This window comes from Sulfitobacter sp. 1A12779 (assembly GCF_043557315.1).
GTDB lineage: Bacteria > Pseudomonadota > Alphaproteobacteria > Rhodobacterales > Rhodobacteraceae > Sulfitobacter > Sulfitobacter faviae.
This window is the reverse complement of the sequence record NZ_JBIFFU010000007.1, coordinates 74,972-97,712: the sequence shown is the minus strand read 5'-3', so window position 1 is coordinate 97,712 and position 22,741 is coordinate 74,972. Positions and strand designations below refer to the sequence as shown.

The 22,741-nt window shown below is 63.0% G+C and carries 23 protein-coding genes; 18 read left to right on the top strand and 5 right to left on the bottom strand.

Going from position 1 to position 22,741, the window contains the following annotated elements; all coding sequences use genetic code 11:
• Positions 1-41 precede the first annotated feature (41 nt).
• Together ACGYLQ_RS10225 and ACGYLQ_RS10220 are read left to right on the top strand one after the other, a co-directional pair.
• Complete coding sequence (locus ACGYLQ_RS10225; RefSeq protein WP_394442755.1) at positions 42-2,558, top strand: PAS domain-containing protein; 2,517 nt, start codon at positions 42-44, stop codon at positions 2,556-2,558.
• A gap of 1 nt (position 2,559) precedes the next feature.
• Positions 2,560-3,198 carry a response regulator transcription factor gene (locus ACGYLQ_RS10220; protein ID WP_067265519.1) on the top strand — a complete coding sequence of 213 codons (639 nt, stop codon included), beginning with the start codon at positions 2,560-2,562 and terminating at the stop codon, positions 3,196-3,198.
• A 105-nt stretch (positions 3,199-3,303) separates the two neighbouring features.
• Here ACGYLQ_RS10220 and ACGYLQ_RS10215 read toward each other — a convergent pair whose 3' ends face one another.
• A complete protein-coding gene (locus tag ACGYLQ_RS10215; RefSeq protein ID WP_394442752.1) occupies positions 3,304-4,425 on the bottom strand; it encodes a Do family serine endopeptidase in 1,122 nt (373 codons plus the stop codon).
• A gap of 162 nt (positions 4,426-4,587) precedes the next feature.
• Here ACGYLQ_RS10215 and ACGYLQ_RS10210 point away from each other — a divergent pair, with 162 nt between their 5' ends.
• From ACGYLQ_RS10210 to ACGYLQ_RS10185, 6 genes are all read left to right on the top strand, one after another.
• Positions 4,588-5,259 carry a response regulator transcription factor gene (locus tag ACGYLQ_RS10210; RefSeq protein WP_067265524.1) on the top strand — a complete coding sequence of 224 codons (672 nt, stop codon included), beginning with the start codon at positions 4,588-4,590 and terminating at the stop codon, positions 5,257-5,259.
• Complete coding sequence (locus ACGYLQ_RS10205; RefSeq protein WP_394442750.1) at positions 5,256-6,605, top strand: ATP-binding protein; 1,350 nt, start codon at positions 5,256-5,258, stop codon at positions 6,603-6,605. Before ACGYLQ_RS10210 ends, ACGYLQ_RS10205 begins: the two co-directional genes overlap by 4 nt.
• A gap of 90 nt (positions 6,606-6,695) precedes the next feature.
• Positions 6,696-8,174: a cytochrome ubiquinol oxidase subunit I gene (locus ACGYLQ_RS10200; RefSeq protein ID WP_394442747.1), complete on the top strand. Its 1,479-nt coding sequence runs from the start codon at positions 6,696-6,698 to the stop codon at positions 8,172-8,174.
• 1 nt (position 8,175) lies between these two features.
• A complete protein-coding gene (cydB, locus tag ACGYLQ_RS10195; RefSeq protein ID WP_394411611.1) occupies positions 8,176-9,183 on the top strand; it encodes a cytochrome d ubiquinol oxidase subunit II in 1,008 nt (335 codons plus the stop codon).
• On the top strand, positions 9,183-9,293 hold the full coding sequence (locus ACGYLQ_RS10190; RefSeq protein ID WP_136720396.1) for a DUF2474 family protein: 111 nt from the start codon (positions 9,183-9,185) through the stop codon (positions 9,291-9,293). The genes cydB and ACGYLQ_RS10190 overlap by 1 nt, the downstream gene beginning before the upstream one ends.
• Positions 9,294-9,375: 82 nt before the next feature.
• Positions 9,376-10,341 carry an NADPH:quinone oxidoreductase family protein gene (locus tag ACGYLQ_RS10185; RefSeq protein ID WP_394442744.1) on the top strand — a complete coding sequence of 322 codons (966 nt, stop codon included), beginning with the start codon at positions 9,376-9,378 and terminating at the stop codon, positions 10,339-10,341.
• On the opposite strand, the gene ACGYLQ_RS10180 is transcribed toward ACGYLQ_RS10185, so the two are convergent.
• On the bottom strand, positions 10,338-11,318 hold the full coding sequence (locus tag ACGYLQ_RS10180) for a DMT family transporter (RefSeq protein ID WP_394442742.1): 981 nt from the start codon (positions 11,316-11,318) through the stop codon (positions 10,338-10,340). The genes ACGYLQ_RS10185 and ACGYLQ_RS10180 overlap by 4 nt on opposite strands.
• A gap of 103 nt (positions 11,319-11,421) precedes the next feature.
• Here ACGYLQ_RS10180 and ACGYLQ_RS10175 point away from each other — a divergent pair, with 103 nt between their 5' ends.
• The 10 genes from ACGYLQ_RS10175 to ACGYLQ_RS10130 all read left to right on the top strand — a co-directional run bounded on the left by ACGYLQ_RS10175 (position 11,422) and on the right by ACGYLQ_RS10130 (position 20,067).
• Positions 11,422-11,943: a CoxG family protein gene (locus ACGYLQ_RS10175; protein ID WP_394442739.1), complete on the top strand. Its 522-nt coding sequence runs from the start codon at positions 11,422-11,424 to the stop codon at positions 11,941-11,943.
• A gap of 63 nt (positions 11,944-12,006) precedes the next feature.
• Entirely contained in the window at positions 12,007-12,936 is a 930-nt protein-coding gene (locus ACGYLQ_RS10170) for an ABC transporter ATP-binding protein (protein WP_394442736.1), read from the top strand.
• Positions 12,933-13,694, top strand: coding sequence for an ABC transporter permease (locus ACGYLQ_RS10165; RefSeq protein ID WP_067265544.1), 762 nt, complete (start codon positions 12,933-12,935; stop codon positions 13,692-13,694). Before ACGYLQ_RS10170 ends, ACGYLQ_RS10165 begins: the two co-directional genes overlap by 4 nt.
• Positions 13,695-13,753: 59 nt before the next feature.
• Positions 13,754-14,551, top strand: a complete 798-nt coding sequence (locus ACGYLQ_RS10160; RefSeq protein ID WP_394442897.1) for a S49 family peptidase — start codon at positions 13,754-13,756, stop codon at positions 14,549-14,551.
• A 167-nt stretch (positions 14,552-14,718) separates the two neighbouring features.
• Positions 14,719-15,678 (top strand): calcium/sodium antiporter, encoded by a 960-nt coding sequence (locus ACGYLQ_RS10155; protein WP_394442733.1) that lies wholly within the window; start codon positions 14,719-14,721, stop codon positions 15,676-15,678.
• A gap of 12 nt (positions 15,679-15,690) precedes the next feature.
• A complete protein-coding gene (locus ACGYLQ_RS10150; protein WP_394442730.1) occupies positions 15,691-16,470 on the top strand; it encodes an SDR family oxidoreductase in 780 nt (259 codons plus the stop codon).
• 285 nt (positions 16,471-16,755) lie between these two features.
• Positions 16,756-18,624 (top strand): excinuclease ABC subunit UvrC, encoded by a 1,869-nt coding sequence (gene uvrC, locus ACGYLQ_RS10145; RefSeq protein WP_394442727.1) that lies wholly within the window; start codon positions 16,756-16,758, stop codon positions 18,622-18,624.
• 85 nt (positions 18,625-18,709) lie between these two features.
• Positions 18,710-19,375 carry a CDP-diacylglycerol--glycerol-3-phosphate 3-phosphatidyltransferase gene (pgsA, locus tag ACGYLQ_RS10140; RefSeq protein ID WP_067265553.1) on the top strand — a complete coding sequence of 222 codons (666 nt, stop codon included), beginning with the start codon at positions 18,710-18,712 and terminating at the stop codon, positions 19,373-19,375.
• Entirely contained in the window at positions 19,375-19,620 is a 246-nt protein-coding gene (gene moaD, locus ACGYLQ_RS10135; RefSeq protein WP_394442724.1) for a molybdopterin converting factor subunit 1, read from the top strand. The genes pgsA and moaD overlap by 1 nt, the downstream gene beginning before the upstream one ends.
• 3 nt (positions 19,621-19,623) lie before the next feature.
• Positions 19,624-20,067, top strand: coding sequence for a molybdenum cofactor biosynthesis protein MoaE (locus ACGYLQ_RS10130; protein WP_394442721.1), 444 nt, complete (start codon positions 19,624-19,626; stop codon positions 20,065-20,067).
• Between the two features lie 9 nt (positions 20,068-20,076).
• Here the strand turns inward: ACGYLQ_RS10130 and ACGYLQ_RS10125 are convergent, their stop codons facing one another.
• Genes ACGYLQ_RS10125 through ACGYLQ_RS10115 form a run of 3 tightly spaced genes read right to left on the bottom strand, consistent with a single transcriptional unit; the run spans position 20,077 to position 22,730 of the window.
• Complete coding sequence (locus tag ACGYLQ_RS10125) at positions 20,077-20,472, bottom strand: VOC family protein (protein ID WP_394442718.1); 396 nt, start codon at positions 20,470-20,472, stop codon at positions 20,077-20,079.
• 22 nt (positions 20,473-20,494) lie between these two features.
• The gene (locus tag ACGYLQ_RS10120) at positions 20,495-20,818 is read right to left on the bottom strand and encodes a hypothetical protein (RefSeq protein WP_394442715.1); all 324 of its coding nucleotides are present in this window, start codon (positions 20,816-20,818) and stop codon (positions 20,495-20,497) included.
• Positions 20,805-22,730, bottom strand: a complete 1,926-nt coding sequence (locus ACGYLQ_RS10115) for an OmpA family protein (protein ID WP_394442712.1) — start codon at positions 22,728-22,730, stop codon at positions 20,805-20,807. The genes ACGYLQ_RS10120 and ACGYLQ_RS10115 overlap by 14 nt, the downstream gene beginning before the upstream one ends.
• Positions 22,731-22,741: the final 11 nt, after the last annotated feature.

Here is a 22,741-nt window from a genome sequence, read left to right as displayed (position 1 = left end):
GGCCGAAAAAATAGACCTTTCGAGGGAAAGTAGAGGTGCGCATGAGCTTGGTCGCGGCGTTTACATTGATTGCGCTGTGCGGGATCGTCTTGTCCGGCGTGATGATCGCCAAGCAGATCGGCGATGCGGTCAACCGTTTCGCCGTGGTGGGCGCGGTTGCGGTCTTGACGCTCTATGTCGTCGTGGTCTTGGCATCGGCCCCGCGCGGCGGCGCCTATGGCGATCCGATCGAACTGGTCTTTGCGGTGGCGGCGCTTGCGGTGCTGGTGGCGCAGGTTTGGCGCGTGATGCGCAACCGGCGCAAGCTGCAAAACACCGCCAATACCGATGAGACACGGCGCAGATTGCCCGACTTCCTCGACCATTTGCCGGTGCAGGCGGCCTTTCTCACGCCCGATATGACCTATGCTTTCGTCAATGACGCCTATAGCGCGTCCTTAGGCAGGCCAACGGGTGAGATCGTGGGCAAACACCTGTCGCAGATCGTCCCACCGGACCTGCTGGACGAGATTTCGGACAACCTTGAAAAGGCCTTGGCCGGGCGGCAGGTCACATGGCATTTCGATTTCTCGCGCCCCGTGCTGGACCGCACCCAAGGGGCGGCGGTCTATCAGCCGCTGTCCGACCGGGGGCAGGTGGTGGGGGTGTTGGTGATGATCATGGACCGCTCCGCCGTGCAGGACGCGGTGCATGAGGCAGAGGTCAGCGCGGCGAAACATGCGCTTGCGGCAGAGGTGGCGGGTATCGGCTATCTGGAGTGGGATCAGCAGGGCGCGCTGGTCGATGCCTCGCCCGAGGTGGAAGCGCTTCTGGGGCGCGACGCGCAAAACCTGCGCGAAATGTGGCAGCAGGGGCAGAGTTTCGTGGAGCCGCGCAGCCGCGCCACGATCCGCAACAACCTGCATATGGCAGGCAGCCGTCCGCGCGATGTGGTGGAGAACGTCAAGTTTCTTGCCGCCAGCGGACGCCAGATCGAAGCGCGGGCCTGCATTCGCCGTTTGGACCGGGGCCGTCATGTGCATCTGCTGGCAGCGATCCAAGATGTAACGGATCAGCAGAACGTGCTGACCGAACTGGTGGAAAGCGAAACCCGCTTTCGCGACTTCACCGAAAGCGCGACCGATTGGGTCTGGGAGATGGACGCCGAAGGGCGTTTCACCTTTCTGTCAGGCGGGGGCCGTCAGACCGACAGCGAAACCCCGATCTTCGATCTGGGCAAGACCCTTGCCGAAGCTGATGTAGCGAAAGGCCAAGGGGATTACGACCTGCTACAACAACGCTTCGCCGCGCGAGAAACCTTTCGCGATCTGCGATTGGTCTTGCCCTTGGGCAGGGGGCGGACACGGCAGATCGACATGTCAGGCAAACCTTTCTTCGATGCCCAAGCGGAACTGGCAGGCTATCGCGGCACCTGTTTCGACATGACCGAAATCGCCACCGCCGAGACCGAGCGCAAAAGCGCGCTGGAGGCATTGGCGCTGGCTTTCGAGAATATCTCGACCATGGTGGCGCTCTTCGACAGCAGCGACCGTCTGGTCTATTGCAACGAGGAATATCGCGCGACCTATGCCGGGATGGAGGGCGATATCATCGGGAAACACTTCGATGAATTGCTCGCCCATTTTACCGAGACCGGCAAAATGGCAACGACCACCGAAGGCAAGACCCGCTGGAGCGCGCAGCGGCGCGACCGGCGCAATGCCCCGGCCAAGTTCTTTCGCGCGCGGACATCGACGGGCCGTTGGCTAGAGGTGACGGATTACCCTGTGGCCGCGGGCGGGCTTTTGACCATCGCCTCCGACATCACCGAAAAGGTCGAGCGCGAAGAGCGGCTGCACCGGCATGAAACGGCGCTGCAACTGCTTAACCGGCGCGAAACTCTGGGCCAGATGACCGCCGCCATTGCCCATGAATTGAACCAGCCTTTAGCCGCTATTCACAATTTTGCCGCAGGCTGCGTGCTGCGTGCCAAGAACGACCAGCTTGAGAGAGAGGATATGATCGCCGTGCTCAACAATATGCAAAGCCAATCTGAACGGGCCAGCGCCATCCTGCGCTCTATGTCGAACTATCTGCATAGCGACGATGCCGACCGCAATGCGGTCCGCTTTGACGAGATCCTCCGCTCGGTGCAACTGCTGATCCAGCCCGAAAGCTCGGCCACCGGGGTCACCGTGGCCATCAACGATCAATGTGGCGAAGTCGCCCTGCATTGCGCCCGGATCGAGATTGAGCAGTTGTTGATCAACCTCATCAAGAACGGCATCGACGCCTCTCGGGAGGTGGAGCGTGCGGATACCGAAGTTTCGGTCACCGCGCGCTGCGAAGCCGGTGAAATCGTGATCGACGTGGCCGATGCGGGACGCGGCTTTGCCCCGGACATGCCCGCACAGACCGCTTTCAGCGCCTTCCGCTCGACCAAGGACAAGGGGCTTGGCGTGGGGCTGGCGATTTGCGAAACGATCGTTCTGTCCCATGGCGGAACGATCGCCGTGACGAAATCCGATGCCGAGGGCGCCTGCCTGACCGTGCGTCTGCCGTTGGAGGTGCAAAAGTAGAATGTCGCAAGAGGGGATCGTTTACGTCGTCGATGATGACGCCGCGGTGCGGGAGTCTCTGGTGTGGTTGCTGGGCTCCGTCGGGCTGCGCGCCATTCCCTTTGCATCGGCGGCGGCGTTCCTAGATAGCTATGAGGACAGCGGTTGCTGCTGCCTTGTGAGCGACGTGCGGATGCCGGGGATGAGCGGTTTGGAATTGCAAAAGGCGCTGAACGCGCGGGGGATCAAACTGCCGCTGATCCTGATGACGGCCTTCGGCGATGTCTCTACCGCCGTGACGGCGATGAAGGCGGGGGCGGTGGATTTCATTGAAAAACCCTTCAACAACCAAAACATGCTCGACCTGATCAACGCGGCCCTTCAGTCCGATGCGGCCCGGCGCAAGAGCAAGGCGGCAGAGGTCGAAAATGCGCAGCTTCTGGCCCGGCTCACCCCGCAGGAGCATCGGGTGTTCGAACGTGTGGCGGCAGGGCTGTCGAACCGTGAGATCGGCAGCGAGATGGACATCTCTATCAAGACGGTCGAGGTGCACCGTGCGCGGGTGATGCGCAAGCTTGAGGCGAATTCCGTGGCGGAACTGGTGCGGTTTCATATGCATAATGCGCCATCAGGCGAAGGTGATGGCGGCGAGGGGACATAAAAAGCCCCGGCAGTGCAGGACCACCGGGGCAGGCTGCCCAGCCCCCGGCGAGGGCGAAGGGCTGGGGGCTTCCCGGCGGCATGAGGGGCGCCGGGAAGGCGTGGATCACGCCGGCTTGGGTTCCAGCGCGCCCACGGTCACGTCGAGGGTCTGTTCAGACCCTTTGCGCAGCACGACGACCTCTGCCGCGCTGTCGGGCGTGGTGGTGGCCACCGCACGGGTCAGGTCGCGCAGATCGTCCACTTCCGTGTCGCCGAAGGACAGGATGATGTCGCCCTTCTTAAGGCCCGCTTTGGCGGCGGGGCTATCGTCGGAGACCGCTTCGATCACCGCGCCGCGCGGCTCGTCATAGCCCAGCACATTGGCGACCTCGGGGGTCATGGGCCGGATCTGCACGCCCAGCCAGCCCCGCTCGACCGACCCGTCATCGGCCAGATCGGCGACGATGGTCTGCACCAGATCCGAGGGCACCGAGAAGCCGATGCCGACCGACCCGCCACCGGGGCTCAGGATCGCGGTGTTCACGCCCACGACCTCGCCGTCGTTGTTGAACAGCGGCCCGCCGGAGTTGCCGCGGTTGATCGCCGCGTCGGTTTGGATAAAGTCATCGAAGGGGCCTGCCTGGATGTCGCGCGACAGGGCCGAGACGATGCCCGAAGTGACTGTGCCGCCAAGGCCGAAGGGGTTGCCCACGGCCACGACCTCATCCCCCACGCGCAGGGATTTCGAGGTGCCAAAGTCCACTTTGGGCAGGTCCACATCCGCAGAGACTTTCAGCAGCGCGATGTCGGTCATCGCGTCGCTGCCCACGACCTCGGCGTCGAACTTGCGGCCATCGGCAAGCTTCACGGTCACTGTCTCGGCACCTGCGACGACGTGGTGGTTGGTCACGATCTGGCCGTCCTCGGAGATGATAAAGCCCGAGCCCAGACCCTGACGCGGGGCGGGGGCGGCGCGATCCTGACCGGGCAGCATGTGCTCGAACCGGCGGCGCAGTTCCTCGGGCATGCCGGGGGGCAGTTGTTGCTGGGCCACGGCCTGTTGCTGCTTACCGGTCACCTCGATGAAGACGACGGCCGGGGAGACGGCCTCGACCAGGTCGGCATAACCGCCCGGCGGGACCGCAAGCGCGGCCGAGGGGACCAGCGCCAGCATCGGTGTGGCGGCCATCGCGGCGCTCAGCGCAAGGGCGGCGGCGCGGGGGGCTTTGGAAAGGGTCTTGGTCATTGCATGCTCCTTGCTGTGCATTCGGTCGTTCCGGGAGCCTATCTGGACCTGCGGTTTTACAGTGCCTTGCCGCGCCCTATACAAATTTGTGAGATTGCCGCCTGTGGGCTGCACGGGCCGCGAATTTGGCATAATTCATCGGCAATCCTACATGAGGACAGGATGAAACTGCTTGTTGTCGAAGACGATACCACCACCAGCACCTATATCGCGCGCGGCCTGCGCGAAGAGGGGCATGCGGTGGATGTGGTGGCCGATGGCCGCGACGGGTTGGTGCAGGCCACCACCGGGCAATATGACGTGCTGATCCTTGACCGGATGCTGCCCGAGTTGGATGGGCTGACGCTGCTGAAAACCCTGCGCGGGGCGGGCAATACCACGCCGGTGTTACTGCTGACGGCCATGGGCGCGGTGGAGGACCGGATCGACGGGCTGAATGCCGGGGCGGATGACTATCTGGTCAAACCCTTCGCCTTCGGAGAGCTTTCGGCGCGGGTCAACGCGCTGGCCCGCCGTCCGCAGGCGCTGGAGCAGGAGACCACCCTGCGCGCGGGCGATCTGACCATGGACCTCATCAGCCGCCGGGTGACGCGGGCAGGCCAAGAGATCGACCTGCTGCCGCGGGAGTTTGCCCTCTTGGAGCATCTCTTGCGCCGCAAGGGGAGGGTGCAGACCCGCACCATGTTGCTGGAGGCGGTCTGGGACATCTCTTTCGACCCGATGACCAATGTGGTCGAGACCCACATCAGCCGCCTGCGGGCCAAGGTCGACCGGCCCTTTGACAGCGAACTCATCCAGACCGTGCGCGGCGCGGGCTATAGGATCGACGCATGAGGGCGCGGCTGGCGGGGCTCTGGCGGTCGATGCCGCTGCGTCTGGCGCTTTTGCTGGTGCTTTTGTTCACCATCGTCAGCCTGCTCAGCCTCGCGGCCAGTTATGCGGTCACCCAGCGGTCGTTCGAGCAAGCGATCCGCGCCGATCTGGCGCAGGACATGGCGGGCTTTCGCGCCGCGCCCGGCGCCGCCGCGCTCGCGCGGCTGGTCGAGGCGGAATCGCGTGAGACCGACCCGAACCGGCTGATCCTCAGCTACATCGGTCCCAACGGGCGCATTTACGGCAACGGGGCCATCGCGCGGGATAACGAGGGCTATCACATCGTCTCGATCGGCGCGGCGCGGGCGGAGTATCGGGGTGTTTACCTGACTCTGACCGACACGCTCTATGGCGGGCTTTTGACCATCGCGCGCAGCCGGGCCGAGATCACGGCCCTGCGCGAGGTTTTCGTCAATATTCTGCTGGTGAGCCTGCTGCCCACGGTGCTGATCGCGCTGTCGGGCGGGCTGATCCTTGCCCGCCGCTCCAAACGCCATGTGGAGGTGATCCGCGCCACGCTGGACCGGCTGACGACAGGAGATCTGGCCGCAAGGGTCGCGCCGGGGCCGCGCTGGTCGGACGACCTGCTGCGCATCGGTGAGGCGGTGAACCAGATGGCCCGGGCGCAGGAAACCTCTGTCGCGGCGCTGCGGCAGGTGTCACTTGATATCGCGCATGATCTGAAGACCCCGATTCAGCGTGTCTCTGTCCATCTTGACGATCTGGACAGGGCCGAAGCTGCGGGCGCGGACCGCGCCGAACCGCTGGCCCGTGCCCGGGCCGAGTTGGAGGGCATCGCCGCAATCTTTCAATCGCTTTTGCAGCTGGCGCAGGTGGAGCAGGGCGAGGCCCGCGCGCATTTCGCCTCCGTCGACCTCACCGCGCTTTGCCGCACCATGGTCGAGCTTTACGAACCCGCAGCAGGGGAGCAGGGCAAACGTCTGCTTTGCGATCTGCCCGAAACCCCTGTTCATGTCACCGGCGACCGGGCGCTTTTGGGGCAATTGCTGGCCAATCTGATTGAAAACGCCCTGCGCCATTCCGGGGATGCCGAGGCGGTAGAGGTCGCGCTGAGACAGGCGGCGGGGCAGGTCACGCTCACGGTGGCGGACGGCGGCCCCGGCATTCCGGCTGAGGACCGCGACAAAGTGTTGCAGCGGCTTTACCGGCTTGATCGCAGCCGGGGCACGCCGGGTCATGGGCTGGGTCTGGCGCTGGTCGATGGGGTGGCGAAACTCCATGGGGCAAGGCTGGAGCTTGCCGACAATGCGCCGGGGCTGCGCGTCGTGGTGACGTTCGACAGCTAGAACGCGGGCCAAGCACTGCGGCAATTTAGCCTGTGCCTCTCCCGCCGCCCGGTCCTATATAGGTCAGGAAACAATACGCGGGGGCTTCATATGCTCGACGGTTACACCGCCGAAATCCTAGCGCGGGTGCAATTTGCATTCACGGTTTCGTTCCACATCATCTTCCCGGCTTTCTCTATCGGGTTGGCGAGCTTTCTGGCCGTGCTCAATGCGCTCTGGCTGTGGAAACGCGAAGAGACCTATCTGAAGCTCTTCAACTTCTGGAAGAAAATCTTCGCGGTGGCCTTTGGCATGGGGGTCGTCTCGGGCATCGTCATGTCCTACCAGATCGGCACCAATTGGTCGGTCTTCTCTGACAAGGCGGGGCCGGTGGTCGGGCCGCTGATGGCCTATGAGGTGCTCTCGGCCTTTTTCCTTGAGGCGGGTTTTCTGGGCATCATGCTCTTCGGCCGCAAGCGGGTGGGCGACGGGCTGCATATGTTCGCGACAGCGCTGGTCGCGCTTGGCACGCTGGCCTCGGCCACATGGATCTTGTCGGTGAACTCTTGGATGCAGACGCCTGCGGGCTTTGCCATCAATGACGTGGGCCAGTTCGTGCCTGAGGATTGGTGGGCGATCGTCTTCAACCCCTCCTTCCCCTACCGTTTGGTGCATATGGTGCTGGCGGCCTATCTCACCACGGCGTTGGTCGTCGGCGGGGTCGGGGGGCTGCACCTGCTGCGCGACCGTGCGGATGCGGCGGCGCGGCGGATGTTCTCCATGGCGATGTGGATGCTCTTGCTGGTCACGCCGCTCCAAATCCTTGCAGGCGATATGCACGGGCTGAACACGCTGGAGCATCAGCCCGCCAAGGTCATGGCGATGGAGGGGCATTACGACAGCCACCCCGAGGGCGCGCCGCTGATCCTCTTCGGCATCCCGAACCCCGAGGAAAAGCGCATCGACTACGCGGTGGAGATCCCCAAACTGTCGTCGCTGATCCTCAAGCATGATCTGAACGCGCCGCTCGACGGGCTGGACACGATCCCGGACGCGGATGAGCCGCCGGTGGCCATCGTCTTCTGGTCTTTCCGCATCATGATCGGGCTTGGCTTTGCGATGCTGGGGCTAGGGCTTTGGGCGGCCTTCGCGCGGCTGCGCGGGTGGCTTTACGATGCGCCGATGCTGCACCGTCTGGCGCTGGTGATGGGGCCGACCGGCTTTGTGGCGGTGCTGGCAGGCTGGATCACGACCGAGGTGGGGCGGCAGCCCTTTACGGTCTACGGGCTGTTGCGGACCTCGGAAAGCCTTGCCCCGATTGAGGCGCCGGCGGTCGCGACCTCCCTGATCGCTTTCATTGTGGTCTATTTCTTCGTCTTCGGCGCGGGCACTTGGTATATTCTGGCGATGATGCGCAAGCCGGTTGTCGGCCATGTGCTGGAAGACGAGCGTGACGACGTTCAGGGGGACGACGCGCAAGACGGGGCGGCGCAGAACGACCCGGCGCGCGGCGAGGGGCCGATCCTTGCTGTCGGCGAAGAGGCGGCGGTCAGAGACAAGACCGCGCATAACAAAGGCGAGGAGAGCTGAGATGTTTGGACTTGAACTTTCGTTCATCTGGGCCGGGATCATCGCCGGGGCGGTGCTGATCTACGTTATCCTCGACGGCTTCGATCTGGGTGTTGGGCTGCTCTTTCCGATGACCAAGGATGAGGGCGAGCGCAATGTGATGATGAACTCGGTCGCGCCCATCTGGGACGGCAATGAGACATGGCTGGTGCTGGGCGGCGGCGGGCTCTTTGCCGTCTTCCCGCTGGCCTATGCGGTGGTGATGCCCGCGCTTTACATGCCGATTATCCTGATGCTGCTTGGGCTGATCTTCCGCGGCGTCGCCTTTGAGTACCGTTGGCGCACGAAACGCTGGAAACCGCTGTGGGACATGGCGTTCTTCGGCGGCTCGCTGGTGGCCTCCTTCTGTCAGGGCATCGCCTTGGGCGCGCTGGTGCAGGGGATCGAGATCGAAGGCCGCGCCTATGCGGGCGGCTGGTGGGACTGGCTCACGCCCTTCTCGATCCTGACCGGTGTGGCGGTGACCACAGGCTATGCTTTGCTGGGCGCCACATGGCTCAACATGAAGCTTGAAGGCCGCATCCAAGCGCATATGCGCCGCCTTGCATGGCCACTGGCGGTGGCGACACTGGTCTTCATGGGGCTGGTCAGCCTTTGGACGCCCTTCACCGACGCAGTCTATTTCGAACGCTGGTTCGCGTGGCCCACCGCGCTCTTCAGCGGCATCGTGCCACTTTTGGTGGCGCTGGCGGCTTTCGGCATGCTGCGCGGGTTGCAACGCCGCGGCGACAAGCAGCCGTTCTTCTGCGCGCTGGCGCTCTTCGTGCTGGGCTTCATCGGCATCGGGATCAGTTTCTACCCCCATATGGTCCCGCCGAGCCTGACCATTGCAGAGGCTGCCGCCCCGGATGAGAGCCTGATGTTCGCGCTGGTCGGCACGCTGGTGCTGCTGCCGCTGATCCTGAGCTACACCGCCTATGCCTATTGGGTGTTCCGCGGCAAGATCGACCCCGAGGAGGGCTACCACTGATGCGCCATTGGCTGAAACGCGCGGGCTGGTTCGTGGCGCTTTGGCTGGCCAGCGTCGCCCTGCTGGCGGTGGTGGCCTATGGCATCCGGCTGGTGATCATGCCCGGTTAACGCAGCGGCGCGGGCCACGGGTCTTGCCAAGCGCGCTGGCTTCTGGCCTCTTCGGGCCAAAGCAGCACGAAAGGACAGCCCGATGCGCGCCATGCAAGTCACCGCCTATGACGAACCGCTTACCCTGCAAGAGCTTGAGATGCCGATGCCGGGGCAGGGCGAGGTGCTGGTTCAGGTCGAGACCTGCGGGCTGAACTTTGGTGATCTGTTGATCATCAAAGGCACCTATCAGGAAAAACCGCCGCTGCCCTTCACGCTGGGGATGGAAATGGCGGGCACGATCACCGCTCTGGGCGCGGGGGTGGAGCACCTGAAGGTCGGCCAGCGCGTGGCGGCCTATACCGGGTTTGACGGTCTGGCCGAATATGCCGCCATTCCCGCAGCCGTCTGCGTGCCGATCCCCGAAGAGATGACGGCGGTCGACGCGGCGGCCTTTCTGATCGCCTATGGCACCAGCCATGTGGCGTTAGACTATAAGGCGCGGTTGCAGCCGGGCGAGCGGCTGCTGGTTTTGGGCGCATCGGGCGGCATCGGGCTGACGGCGGTGGAACTGGGCAAGCTGATGGGGGCCGAGGTGATCGCCGTAGCGCGCGGCGCCGACAAACTCGCCGTCTGTAAAGAGGCGGGCGCCGATCACCTGATTAATTCCGAGACCGACGACATCCGCGCCATCGTCAAGGAATTGGGCGGGGCCGATGTGGTCTATGATCCCGTCGGCGGTGATCAGTTCAAAGCCGCCATGCGCGCCTGCAACCCCGAAGCGCGGCTGATCCCCTTGGGCTTTGCCAGTGGCGAGGTGCCGCAAATCCCGGCCAATATTCTGCTGGTCAAGAACCTCACCGTTTTGGGCTTTTACTGGGGCGGCTATGCCAAGATCAAACCTTCGGTCCTGACCGACAGTTTCGCCGAACTGATCAAATGGTATGTCGCGGGCAAGCTGAAACCCCATGTCAGCAACGTCATGCCGCTGGAACAGGCCAACGAGGCGCTGGCCCTTCTGCGCGACCGCAAGGCAACGGGCAAGGTGGTGGTCGAGGTGGCGGCTTAAGCCCGCCGCCCGCCCTGCAAACGGGTCACGCGCAGCGCCTTCTGGCGCTCGCGCAGGTAGACGAAGAGGCCAGAGGCGAGGATCAGCGCGATCCCGACCCAGACCTCCCAGACCGGGAGGTCGCCGAAGATCACGAAACCCCAGAACACCGCCAGCGGCAGGCCGATATATTCGAACGGGGCCACCGTGGCGGCATCCCCCAGCCGGTAGGCTTGGCTGAGGCAATAGCCGATCAGCGCGATGTTCAACCCAATGCCAAGGAAGGTGAGGTAATCCTCACGGGCAGGCCAAATCCACGCGCGCAGCAGAAACTGGAGCGAGGCACTGCTGCCCTCATCCACGAACCGCCCATCGCCTGCGATCAGGAAAAACCCCAGTGACACGGCGACAAAGGCGGCTTGGATATAGACCATCAGCGCCGAGGCTTTGGAGTTCACCCCAAGCTTGCGTGTCATCAATTGGTTCAACGCATAGGTCAGCGCCGCCAGCACCGGCAGCAGCAGCACCCAGCGGGAGACTTCGAGCGTCGCGGTGCTGGCCCAAGGGCGCATCATGATTACCACGCCGATGAACCCCACGATCACCGCGCCAAGGCGCAGCGGGCCGACCTTTTCACCCAGCAGCGGGATCGACAGCACCGTGATGAAGAGGGGGGCTGCAAAGAACAGCGCCGTCGCCTCGGCCAACGGCAGAACCGACAGCGCCAGAAAGAAGGACATGTTCGAGATCACGATGAGCAGCCCGCGCAGCAGATGCAGCCCCGGCTGCCGCGTCTTGAGCAGGTGAAACCCGCCTTCGAGTTTGACCAACACCAGCCCCAGCAGAATCCCAATGGCCGAGCGGGTAAAGACGATCTGATGCAGCGGATAGCCGCCCGACAGACGTTTGATCAGCATGTCATTGACCGAAATCGCGGCGACGCCGAGAAGGATCAGCCCGATCGCCAGTCCGGCGCGGTTATGGGAATTACTTGTCATGGCAAAGACCTATCAGCCCGGCGCGTAAGGTCCAGCGCTTTGACATTGGTTTGCGCAGAATTACCCGCTAGACTGATGCGATACGCCAAAGGGAGAGCCAGCCATGCAGATGTCCGACACCCGCCAGATCGCCGCCACCCCCGCCGAGGTTTACGCGGCATTGCTGGACCCCGAGATGCTGCAAACCTGCGTACCCGGCGCGCAAGACGTCTCAGGTTCGGTCGAAGAGGGCTATGACGCGACGGTGGTGCAAAAGGTCGGCCCGGTGAAGGCGACGTTCAAGGGCCATGTGACGCTCTCCGATCTGGTGCCGAACGAAGCGCTGACCATCACCGGCGAGGGCAAGGGCGGTGCCGCAGGTTTCGCCAAAGGCGGGGCCGAGGTGCGGCTGGCCGAAAAGGACGGTGGGACCGAGCTGAGTTATGATGTCGAGGCCAAGGTCGGCGGCAAGCTGGCGCAGCTTGGCAGCCGGATCATCGACGGTTTTGCCAAGAAAATGGCGGATCAGTTTTTCGACAACCTGCAATCCTCGCTCGAAGGTCCGGCAGAGGAGGGCGCAGAGGCGCCGGCCACCGATGAAGACGCGCCTGCCAAAAAGGGCTGGTTCGGCCGCGCCAAGACCTGAAGGCATCTGTTCAGCCGGTGCAAAGCCGGTTAGGTTGCCCGCCTTACCAAAGCGGAGACGACCATGCCGACAATCGTGGATATTCAAAACCTGCGTAAATCCTACGCGGGCGGTTTCGAGGCGCTCAAAGGGGTCAATTTACAGATCGAAAAGGGCGAGATTCTCGCGCTTCTGGGTTCGAACGGGGCGGGGAAGACGACGCTCATTTCGACCATCTGCGGCATCACCACCGCGACCAGTGGCAAGGTGACCGTCGGCGGCCATGACATTCGGGATGATTTCCGCGCGGCCCGTTCCATGATCGGGCTGGTCCCGCAGGAGATCAATCTGGAGCCGTTCGAGCGGGTGCTGAACACCGTGCGCTTCTCGCGCGGGCTGTTTGGACGTCCGGCGGATGAGGCAGTGTTGGAGAAAATCCTGCGGCAACTCTCGCTCTGGGATAAGAAAGACAGCCAAATCCGCGAGCTTTCGGGCGGTATGAAGCGCCGCGTGCTGATCGCCAAGGCGCTGGCGCATGACCCCAAGGTGCTGTTTCTGGATGAGCCGACCGCAGGCGTCGATGTGGAACTGCGCAAGGACATGTGGGAGATCGTGGCGGGGCTGAAAGCCTCGGGTGTGACGATCATCCTGACCACCCATTATATCGAAGAGGCCGAGGCCATCGCCGACCGGATCGGCGTCATCGCCAAGGGCGAATTGCTGCTGGTCGAAGAGAAACACGCGCTGATGGCGCGCATGGGCAAGAAGCAACTCGAAGTCCAACTGACCGAGCCGATCACCGAAGTGCCGCTGGCGCTGCAATCGCCGGACGTGGAATTGTCCGCCGATGGGCAATCGCTGATCTACACCTATGACACCAATGCCGAGCGGACCGGCATCACCAAGCTGCTCTCCAAGGTCGCGGAAAGCGGTCTGGTGCTGCAAGACGTGGCGACACGGCAAAGCAGCTTGGAAGATATCTTTGTCGACCTGCTCAAGGAGGATGCGGCATGAACTGGACCGCGATCAAAGCCATCTACGCTTTTGAAATGGCGCGTTTCTTTCGCACCATCACGCAAAGCATCATCTCGCCGGTGCTGTCCACCTCGCTTTACTTCGTCGTCTTCGGTGCCGCCATCGGCAGCCGCATTGATGAGGTCGAGGGCGTGAGCTACGGCGCCTTCATCGTGCCGGGGCTGATCATGCTCAGCGTCATCACACAGTCGATCTCCAACGCTTCTTTCGGGATCTATTTCCCGAAGTTCATCGGCACGGTTTACGAACTGCTTTCGGCCCCGATCAACTTCTTCGAGATCGTCATCGGCTATGTCGGCGCGGCGGCGACCAAGGCGCTCTTTATCGGCACGATCATCCTGATCACGGCCTTCTTCTTTGTCGACATCACGATCCAGCACCCCATCGCCATGGTGGCCTTCCTGATCCTGACTTGCATCAGCTTCGCGCTGATGGGCTTTATCATCGGCATCTGGGCGGGGAATTTTGAGCAGTTGCAACTGGTGCCGCTGTTGATCGTCACGCCGCTGGTCTTCCTCGGCGGGTCTTTCTACTCGATCTCGATGCTGCCGCCGGTCTGGCAGGTGATCTCGCATTTTAACCCGGTGGTCTATCTGATCTCGGGCTTTCGCTGGGCGTTTTTCGGCGCGGCGGATGTGCCGATCATCACCAGCCTTGCCGCCATCGCGCTGTTTACGGCGCTTTGCCTCGGCGTGATCTGGTGGATCTTCCGCACCGGCTGGCGTCTGCGGGCCTGAGCCTACGAAACTTGGGCGTCCGCCTTGTTTGCGCGGGGTGGGCGTTCTACATGAAGAGCATGAGAATTCGGCTGCCCTTCCTGAAATCCCCGCCCAGCGTTTCCGTAATCCGGCTTTCCGGCATGATCGGCGCGCAGGGCCGCGCGGTGTTGAACGATGCCACCATGGGTCCGGTCATCGAAAAGGCTTTTGCCAAGGGCAAGCCTGCCGCTGTCGCCTTGGAGATCAGCTCCCCCGGTGGCAGCCCGGTGCAATCGTCGTTGATCGGCGCGCGCATCCGGCGGCTGTCTGAGGAAAAGAATATTCCCGTCATCGCCTTCGTCGAAGATGTGGCCGCCTCGGGCGGCTATTGGCTGGCGGCGGCAGCAGACGAGATCTACGCGGACCCAAGCTCGGTCGTCGGCTCCATCGGGGTGATCTCGGCCTCCTTCGGGGTGCATGAGTTCATCCGCGAGCATGGGGTCGAGCGGCGCGTTTATACGGCAGGGCAGAGCAAATCCATGCTCGACCCGTTCCGCCCCGAAAACCCCGAGGATGTCGCCCGGCTGAAGGTGCTTCTCGAAGACATCCATGAGAACTTTATCGACCATGTGAAGACCCGCCGCGCGGGCAAGCTGCCCGAGGGGCAAGACCTCTTCACCGGGGAAATCTGGCTGGCGAAACGCGCTGCCGAACTGGGGTTGATCGACGGGATCGGCCATCTGAAACCACTGCTGAAAGAGCGCTTTGGCGACAAGGTCAGGCTGCGCCGCTATGGCGTGAAACGCGGGCTGTTGTCGCGTTTTGGCGTGCAGATGATGCAGAACGCGGTGCAGGGCATAGAGGAACGCGCGGCCTTCGCGCGGTTTGGACTCTAGCCCATGGTTTTCAAGATCGTCCTGCTGTTTCTGGTGGCCATGGGCCTCATGGCTTGGTTTGGAAAAATGCATTGGCTGGGGGGCAAACGCCTGACCCGGTCTAAATGCCGTGACTGCGGACGTTACCGCATTGGCAAAGGCGATTGTGCCTGTAAGGGAGGGCGTTGATGCTGATGCCGTGGCTACTTTCGGGGCTTGGCCTCGTGATCCTGCTGTTTGCGGGGGATGCGCTGGTGAAAGGGGCGGTGAACCTGTCGCTGCGCCTTGGCGTGCCTGCGTTGATCGTCAGCCTGACTATCGTGGCCTTTGGCACTTCGGCGCCGGAGTTGCTGATCTCGGTCAAGGCGATTTTGGACGGGGTGCCGGGGCTGGCGCTTGGCAATGTGGTGGGGTCGAATACGGCCAATATCCTGATGGTGCTGGGCATTCCGGCGCTTTTGGCGACGATGCACACCTCGGAATGCAGCACCCGCAAGACCTATAACCAGATGATCGCGGCCTCGCTCTTGTTTATCGCGCTGGCCTTCCGCGGTGTCTTTGACTGGATCGCTGGGCTGATCCTGCTCGCCGGTCTGGCCTATATGCTTTTCGACGCTTTCCGCGATGCCAAAGACCACCGCCACGCCTGCCGCAGCGGCGCGGCAGAGGATGAGGAAGAGCCCGAAGGCGCAGACCCCGACATGGCGGGTTGGCAGATTGAGATGTTCCTGATCCTCGGGCTGATCGGCCTGCCCTTGGGGGCGAGCCTTTTGGTGGATAACGCCACGATCATCGCCCAGACCTATGGGGTCAGTGACACGGTGATCGGCCTGACGCTGGTGGCCGTGGGCACGTCGCTGCCGGAACTCGCGACCACGGTGATGGCGGCGCTGCGCCGTCAGGCGGATGTGGCGCTTGGCAATGTGATCGGCTCCAATATGTTCAACCTGCTGGCGATCATCGGCATCGCGAGCCTTGTCGGTCCGATCTCGGTCGACGAAGCTTTCTTGCGGATCGACCTTTGGGTAATGTTGGGCGCGTCGCTTTTGCTGATCCCCTTTGTCTATCTGGGCCGCGATATCACCCGGCTTTGGGGCGTGGTGCTGAGCGCGCTTTACGGGCTTTATTTGTTTATCATCCTGATCTGAGGAGGGCGGCAGATGCGGCGGGCATTGGTGACCGGAGCCGGGCAACGTCTGGGCCGCGCCATGGCGCTCTACCTCGGGCAGCGCGGCTTTGATGTGGCGGTGCATTACGCCACCTCGCAAAGCGGAGCCGAGGCGACCGTCGCCGAGATTGCGGCCATGGGCCGCCGCGCCGTGGCCCTGCAAGCTGACCTTCTCGACGACACCGCAGCCGCAGCGCTTTTGCCCCGCGCGGTCAAGGCGCTCGGCGGGCCGATCACCTGCCTTGTGAACAACGCCTCGATTTTCGAGCAGGACGATATCGCCAGCGCCACGCGCGAAAGCTGGGATCGCCATATGGGCAGCAACCTGCGCGCGCCTTTCGTTTTGACGCAGGCGATGGCGGGGCAGGGGTTGACCCCCGATACCGACGCCGGGGGAGAGCCGCGTGCCAGCGGTTTGATCGTCAATATGCTTGATCAGCGGGTGCGCAATCTGACGCCGGAATTCACCACCTATACGATCGCCAAAATGGGCCTTTGGGCGATGACGCGCACCACCGCGCAGGCGCTGGCCCCCGCGATCCGCGTGAATGGCATCGGGCCCGGCCCGACCCTGCAAGGCCCGCATCAAGACCCCGATGACTTTGCCGCGCAGCGCCGCGGCACGGTTCTGGGGCGAGGGGCCAACCCTGAGGATATCACGGCGGCACTGGGGTATTTCATCGATTCGCCGGGGGTCACGGGGCAGCTTATTTGCACAGATGGCGGAGAGCATTTGCAATGGGAAACAAGCCCTAAAAGCCCCCGAAACTGACGCGCATGCGGGAAGTTTTGCACGTCCTTAACCTATGTAACCAAAGTGTTACCGAAACCCTTTTGTTTTCAGAGGCTTGTTTCATGGTAAACAAAAGAATGAACGAAATCAGGATATTATGGGCGCGCCTAAAAATTAGGCAAATCAGCGAACCATGTTAAAAACAAAGAGAAATCCAAGATGCCCAGAAGTTATCGGCAGAGTTATCCACATGTTTGGTGGACATGTTAAAGCTTGCCCCCATTGCCGTCCTATTGCAGCGAAGCACGAGAATCAGCGCCTGAGATGACCACGCCCAACGACAGCCCTCCGCCGCAAGGCCGCAAGGTGATTCAAGCCTATCTGAAGTCGCTCGATTCCTCGCCGGGCGTCTATCGGATGCTCGATTCGGAAAGCCGCGTGCTTTACGTCGGCAAGGCGCGGAACCTGCGGGCGCGGGTGTCGTCCTACGCGCGGCCCACGGGGCATTCGGCGCGGATCTCGCGAATGATCGCCAATACCGCCTCGATGATGTTTCTGACCACCAAGACAGAGACCGAGGCGCTGCTGCTCGAACAGAACCTGATCAAGCAGCTCAAGCCCAAGTTCAACGTGCTGCTGCGCGACGACAAGAGCTTTCCCAATATCCTTGTCACCGCCGATCACGACTACCCGCAGATCAAGAAACACCGCGGCGCGAAGAAGGAGAAGGGGAGCTACTACGGCCCCTTCGCCAGCGCGGGCGCGGTGAACCGGACGCTGAACCAACTGCAACGGGTGTTCCTGTTGCGGGACTGTTCCAACGCGATGTTCGACAGCCGCACGCGGCCCTGTTTGCAGCATCAGATCAAACGCTGCTCCGCCCCCTGCGTCGGCAAAATCTCGGCCGAGGATTACCGCGAGACCGTGCGCGATGCCGAGCGGTTTCTAAGTGGCAAATCGACGGATATTCAGGGCAGTTTGGCGCGGGACATGGAAGAGGCGTCAGAGGCGATGGAGTTCGAACGCGCCGCCGCCCTGCGCGACCGGATCAAGGCGCTGACGCAGGTTCAGACCGCTCAAGGCATCAACCCGCAGGGGGTGAACGAGGCCGACATTATCGCGCTGCATATGGAAAACGGTCAGGCCTGCGTGCAGGTCTTCTTCATCCGTGCCAACCAGAACTGGGGCAACCATGACTACTACCCTCGGATCGGGAGCGAGATCGACGCCGCCGAGGTGCTGGAGGCCTTCATCGGCCAGTTCTACGACACCCGCGAGCCGCCGCGGCAGTTGATCCTCAGCAATGAGATCGAGAACCCCGATCTGATGGCCGAGGCGCTCAGCGGCAAACTGGGCCGTAAGGTCGAACTGCTGGTGCCGAAACGGGGCGAGAAGGCCGAATTGGTCGACGGGGCCCTGCGCAATGCGCGCGAAAGCCTTGCCCGCAAGATGGCCGAGACGGCGACCCAGACCAAGCTCTTGCAGGGGCTGGCCGATGCCTTTGACCTGCCCAAGCCGCCCGAGCGGATCGAGGTTTACGACAACTCGCATATCCAAGGCACCGATGCCGTCGGCGCGATGATCGTGGCGGGGCCGGAAGGCATGATGAAAAACCAGTACCGCAAGTTCAACATCCGCGGCGATGACCTGACGCCCGGCGATGACTTTGGCATGATGAAAGAGGTGCTGCACCGCCGGTTCAAGCGGCTTATCAAAGAAGACCCGGACCGCAGCCGCGGCCTTTGGCCTGATCTGCTGCTGATCGACGGCGGCGCGGGGCAGGTGAGCGCCGTGGCCTCTATCATGGCGCAGCATGGGGTCGAGGATATTCCCATGGTGGGCGTGGCCAAGGGCATTGACCGCGACGCGGGCAAGGAAGAGTTCCACCGCGTCGGCAAACGGCCCATGGCGCTGCGCCACAACGATCCGGTGCTTTATTTCGTGCAGCGCCTGCGGGATGAGGCGCACCGTTTCGCCATTGGCACCCACCGTGCCAAACGGGCCAAGGGGGTCAGCGCCACGCCGCTCGACGATGTGCCGGGCGTCGGCGCTGCGCGCAAGCGGGCGCTGCTGGCGCATTTCGGTTCGGCCAAGGCGGTGAGCCGCGCGAACCTCAGCGATCTCAAGGCGGTCGAGGGCGTATCGGATGCACTGGCCGAGACGATCTACGGCTATTTCCATGAAAAAGGCTAGGGCGGGCGGCCCCGTGGTGGAGACGGCCCGCAGGCGGGGCGGTTTCGTCCTTTCAGCCACGAACGGCGCAAGATAGGATAACGTCATGAAATGGAATTTGCCCAATATCCTGACCCTGCTCAGGCTGGTCGCGGCCCCCGGTGTGGCGGTCATGTTTCTCTATTTTACGCGCCCCTATGCCGATTGGTTCGCCCTGCTGCTCTTTGTCGGGGCGGCGGTGACGGATTGGTTTGATGGCTACCTTGCCCGCGCTTGGGCGCAGGAAACCAAACTCGGCGCCATGCTTGACCCGATTGCCGACAAGGCGATGGTCGTGATCGCGCTCATGGTAATCGTCGCCTTTTCCAGCTGGTCGCCGTGGTTGGTCTTGCCCGCCACGTTGATCCTGTTTCGCGAGGTCTTTGTCTCGGGCCTGCGGGAGTATCTGGGCGATGTCGCCGGCACGTTGAAGGTGACTCAACTGGCCAAGTGGAAGACGACATTGCAGATGATCGCCATCGCCGTGCTGTTTTCGCAAGGCGTGTTCGAACATTACCTGGGGATGAGCGTTTTCGGGATGGACCAGCAGATGATCGAAGCGATCCTTGATGGCGAGGTCGAAGATCATCTCGGGCTGGGCTGGAAACTCGCCGGGATGGAATGGGCCGGGCTGCTGGGACTGGCGCTCTTGTGGGTCGCCGCCGTGCTGACCGCCATCACCGGCTTTGACTATCTGCGCAAGGCGCTGCCGCATCTGAAGGAGCCACGCTAATGGATGTTTTGTATTTCGCATGGGTCCGCGAACGCATCGGCCTACCCCGCGAACGGGTCGAGAGCCAAGCCGCCACGGTGGCCGAATTGGTCGAAGAATTGCGGGGCCGGGAGGAGCGCTACGAAGTGGCCTTTTCCGACCTTTCCGCGCTGCGGGTTGCCGTGGATCAGGAGCTGACCGAATTTGACGCCCCGTTGCAAGGCGCGCGCGAGGTGGCGTTCTTCCCCCCGATGACTGGGGGCTGAGCGATGCGCGTTTTGGTGCAGGAAGCGCCCTTTGATCTGGGTGAGGAGGCCGCGCGCTTTGCCACGGGCGAGGGGAGCAGCGGCGCGATCGTGACCTTTACAGGCGTGGTGCGCGACAATGATGCGGGCACGCTGAGCGCGATGGAAATCGAGCATTACCCCGGGATGACCGAAAAGGCCCTGCGCGAGATTGCGCAGCAAGCGATGGCGCGGTTCGATCTGCAGGATGCGCTGGTGATCCACCGCTACGGGCGTCTGGTGCCGGGGGAGCAGATCATGATGGTCGCCACGGCCGCGCGGCACCGCCGCCATGCGTTCGAGGCGGCGGAGTTCCTGATGGATTACCTCAAATCCCGCGCACCCTTTTGGAAGCGCGAGATCACGGCAGAGGGGGACATTTGGGTCGCCGCGAAAGACGAAGACGAGGCGGCGTTGACGCGTTGGTGAGCCTTCGGCTCAGGCGAAACGCCCGCCTCTTTCGATGACTTCGATCTGGTAGCCATCGGGGTCTGCCACGAAAAAGAACTTCGCCACTGTCTCTCCGGCGGGGCGGAAATCAACGATCTCGCGCGGGGTGGCACCGGCTTTGATCGCGGTCTCGCGCGCCGCTTCAAGGTCGTCGACCACGAAGGCCAGATGCCCATAGCCGTCGCCCAGATCGTAAGGGGTCTCGCGGTCCTTGTTGACGGTCAACTCAAGCTCAAAGGCGCCCGTGGCGTCGCGCAGGTAGATCAGGGTGAAACTGTCGAAATCCAGACGGTCCGCGATTTTCAGCCCGAACACGTCTTCGTAGAACTTTACCGATGCCGCCTCATCAAAGACACGGATCATGGAATGGGCGAGTTTGGCCATGGCAGGGCTCCGAAGGTCTGGGTTAGGCTTTCTGACGTTCGATATAGGCGCGCATCTCCTCGGCCTCATGGCGGGCGTCGCGCAGCCCGTCCATCGCGGCGCGCAACTCGGCCTCGGTCTGGGCGAGTTGGTTGGTCAACTCGGCCTCGCGCTGTTGCAGATAGGTGATCGCCTGATCGCGGGTTTCCTCGGCCTCGTGCAGCTCTTGGCTCATCCGGTCCAGCTGGGCCACATCATCAGCGGCCACGCGGGTAAAGCGGTTCAGCAGCCAATTGGCGAACCATCCCATGTAGAAGGCCACGAAAAGAATGATGGCTGTTGCCAGGACAAACTCAGTTCTGCTCATCACCGCTGCCTTCTTCGGTTTCGTCGGATTCCCCGATCTCTTCTGCCGTGGTATCGCCCGTTTCTTCAGCAGATTCCAGCGCTGTTTCTTCCTCGGGGGTCTCGGCCTCGGGCTGGATCAGGCGGAATTCGATGCGGCGGTTGGCTTCGCGGCCCTCTTCGGTCTTGTTGTCTGCGATGGGGTTTTCCTCGCCATAGCCTTTGGCCACGAAGGAGGATGTCAGCACCCGACGCGCGCGCAATTCATTCAGAACCGATTCCGCGCGGCTTTGCGACAGTGACAGGTTCATCGATTCGCGGCCCTGACTGTCGGTGTAGCCCTGAATCTCCAGCCGGATGTCGCCGCAGTTTTTCAGCACCTCGGCGATATCGTCCATCGTCCCAAGTGCGGAGGCGTCAATCGTGGCGCTGCCCGGCTCAAAGGTGATCTTGCCAATTTTCAGGATTTCGCGAATTTCGGCTTCGCATTCTTCCGGTGTCGGCAGGCCCGCGATGGGGTCGAGCTTTTCTTGATAGGTGATGTCGATGCTGTAATCGGCCCCTTCGCCCAGCTTGTCGGCCAAGAGCGAGGCGACGGTGGTGTTGGCGTCCTTGTTGCCGGTGTTGCCCATCACCTCAAGCCGGTCGGGGGTAACTTTGACAGAGCCGTTGGCGAGGGAGGCCATGGCCTCAAGCCCTGTCAGGACGCGGGTGGCCCAATCGCCCGGCAGGGTCTCGTCCAGCCGCGCGGCGGTATAGACGTTGGCCGAGCCGAAATGCGATTTCGCGTAGCTGTCGGCCAGATCGCGCAGCCCCTCGTTTGAGAGCCGTCCGCGCAGTTGCACCTGCCCCTCGGGCGAGAGGGTCACGGTGAACTCGGGCGGGCCTGCTTCTGGGTCTTCGACCTCGGGCAGTTTCGCGGTCAGGGCAAAGACATCGGGAAGCGCGTTTTCCAATTCGCCCACCACGCGGTCGAATGTGGTGGACTCGGTGCCGGGCGCGGCCAGCAGGGTGATGTCCGCATCGGCGAAAGAGATGCTGCCTTGGCCCAGGCGGCGCAGCGCGTCGATGGTCAGCGCCACGGCGCGGCCCCAGTTCGGGCTGGGCACGCCCAGACCGATTGTGCAATCGGCGCTCTCAGGCGCGCCGGCGGTGATGCCCGCTTTCAAGATACGGTCGGCGGCGGCTTCGGTATCGGCAGAGCAGGCATCGAAACGCGCGCCTTCTGCGTCGATCTCAAACCGCAGGGTGAAGGGCGTGATCACCGGGCGCGGGGCCGCGATGTCCAGCCGCAGCCGCAGGCTGGGCGGGGCGGCGCGTTGCAGTTTACGTTCCATCTGCGCCTTGGCGGCGGCGCTGTCGGCGATGGCGGTGATGGTCACCCGCCCCGCATCGACCGAGGCTTTGGCGCGGGGCAGGTCGGCCATCGCCTGCACGGCAAAGCTCAGCGCGTCTTCCCAGCCTTCGGGCGCAGGATAATCCGCGGATTCCAGAAGATCGGTGACCGAGGCGTCGCCCGCCATGTCGCCAAAGGCGTCGATCACCGCCTCGCGGTCGGTGCTGGTGGGGATCAGGCCGATGATCGAGATGCCCGCGTCATTGCGCAGCACTTCGGCAGAGAAACGCGGCGGGGCGATGCCGGATTGGGCCTCGACCTCCATCTCGTCGATGACGCGGGCGGCGTCGACCACGGTGCCTGCGGTCGACAGGGCGCGAAAGCGCACGGCCTCGGTCGGCGCGATCCCGGCGAGGGTGACCTGCAAGCCATCGGCCTGCACTTCGGCCCATGTCATGCCCTGCGCGTCCAGCGCGTCACGCACGCCAATTTCCGAGGTGTCTTCGATCAGTTGTACCGAAAAGCTCGCCGCCACCAGAGAGACCACCGCTGCGGCTGCAAAGGTCAGGGCGATCGTGAAAATGGCGGAGAGGCGCATGGGCGGACTTC

Excerpts from the sequence above, each read along its gene's own strand:
- ACGYLQ_RS10225 (WP_394442755.1), top strand. The coding sequence starts at position 42 with ATGAGCTTGGTCGCGGCGTTTACATTGATTGCGCTGTGCGGGATCGTC.
- ACGYLQ_RS10220 (WP_067265519.1), top strand. The coding sequence starts at position 2,560 with ATGTCGCAAGAGGGGATCGTTTACGTCGTCGATGATGACGCCGCGGTG.
- ACGYLQ_RS10215 (WP_394442752.1), bottom strand. The coding sequence starts at position 4,425 with ATGACCAAGACCCTTTCCAAAGCCCCCCGCGCCGCCGCCCTTGCGCTG.
- ACGYLQ_RS10210 (WP_067265524.1), top strand. The coding sequence starts at position 4,588 with ATGAAACTGCTTGTTGTCGAAGACGATACCACCACCAGCACCTATATC.
- ACGYLQ_RS10205 (WP_394442750.1), top strand. The coding sequence starts at position 5,256 with ATGAGGGCGCGGCTGGCGGGGCTCTGGCGGTCGATGCCGCTGCGTCTG.
- ACGYLQ_RS10200 (WP_394442747.1), top strand. The coding sequence starts at position 6,696 with ATGCTCGACGGTTACACCGCCGAAATCCTAGCGCGGGTGCAATTTGCA.
- cydB (WP_394411611.1), top strand. The coding sequence starts at position 8,176 with ATGTTTGGACTTGAACTTTCGTTCATCTGGGCCGGGATCATCGCCGGG.
- ACGYLQ_RS10190 (WP_136720396.1), top strand. The coding sequence starts at position 9,183 with ATGCGCCATTGGCTGAAACGCGCGGGCTGGTTCGTGGCGCTTTGGCTG.
- ACGYLQ_RS10185 (WP_394442744.1), top strand. The coding sequence starts at position 9,376 with ATGCGCGCCATGCAAGTCACCGCCTATGACGAACCGCTTACCCTGCAA.
- ACGYLQ_RS10180 (WP_394442742.1), bottom strand. The coding sequence starts at position 11,318 with ATGACAAGTAATTCCCATAACCGCGCCGGACTGGCGATCGGGCTGATC.
- ACGYLQ_RS10175 (WP_394442739.1), top strand. The coding sequence starts at position 11,422 with ATGCAGATGTCCGACACCCGCCAGATCGCCGCCACCCCCGCCGAGGTT.
- ACGYLQ_RS10170 (WP_394442736.1), top strand. The coding sequence starts at position 12,007 with ATGCCGACAATCGTGGATATTCAAAACCTGCGTAAATCCTACGCGGGC.
- ACGYLQ_RS10165 (WP_067265544.1), top strand. The coding sequence starts at position 12,933 with ATGAACTGGACCGCGATCAAAGCCATCTACGCTTTTGAAATGGCGCGT.
- ACGYLQ_RS10160 (WP_394442897.1), top strand. The coding sequence starts at position 13,754 with ATGAGAATTCGGCTGCCCTTCCTGAAATCCCCGCCCAGCGTTTCCGTA.
- ACGYLQ_RS10155 (WP_394442733.1), top strand. The coding sequence starts at position 14,719 with ATGCTGATGCCGTGGCTACTTTCGGGGCTTGGCCTCGTGATCCTGCTG.
- ACGYLQ_RS10150 (WP_394442730.1), top strand. The coding sequence starts at position 15,691 with ATGCGGCGGGCATTGGTGACCGGAGCCGGGCAACGTCTGGGCCGCGCC.
- uvrC (WP_394442727.1), top strand. The coding sequence starts at position 16,756 with ATGACCACGCCCAACGACAGCCCTCCGCCGCAAGGCCGCAAGGTGATT.
- pgsA (WP_067265553.1), top strand. The coding sequence starts at position 18,710 with ATGAAATGGAATTTGCCCAATATCCTGACCCTGCTCAGGCTGGTCGCG.
- moaD (WP_394442724.1), top strand. The coding sequence starts at position 19,375 with ATGGATGTTTTGTATTTCGCATGGGTCCGCGAACGCATCGGCCTACCC.
- ACGYLQ_RS10130 (WP_394442721.1), top strand. The coding sequence starts at position 19,624 with ATGCGCGTTTTGGTGCAGGAAGCGCCCTTTGATCTGGGTGAGGAGGCC.
- ACGYLQ_RS10125 (WP_394442718.1), bottom strand. The coding sequence starts at position 20,472 with ATGGCCAAACTCGCCCATTCCATGATCCGTGTCTTTGATGAGGCGGCA.
- ACGYLQ_RS10120 (WP_394442715.1), bottom strand. The coding sequence starts at position 20,818 with ATGAGCAGAACTGAGTTTGTCCTGGCAACAGCCATCATTCTTTTCGTG.
- ACGYLQ_RS10115 (WP_394442712.1), bottom strand. The coding sequence starts at position 22,730 with ATGCGCCTCTCCGCCATTTTCACGATCGCCCTGACCTTTGCAGCCGCA.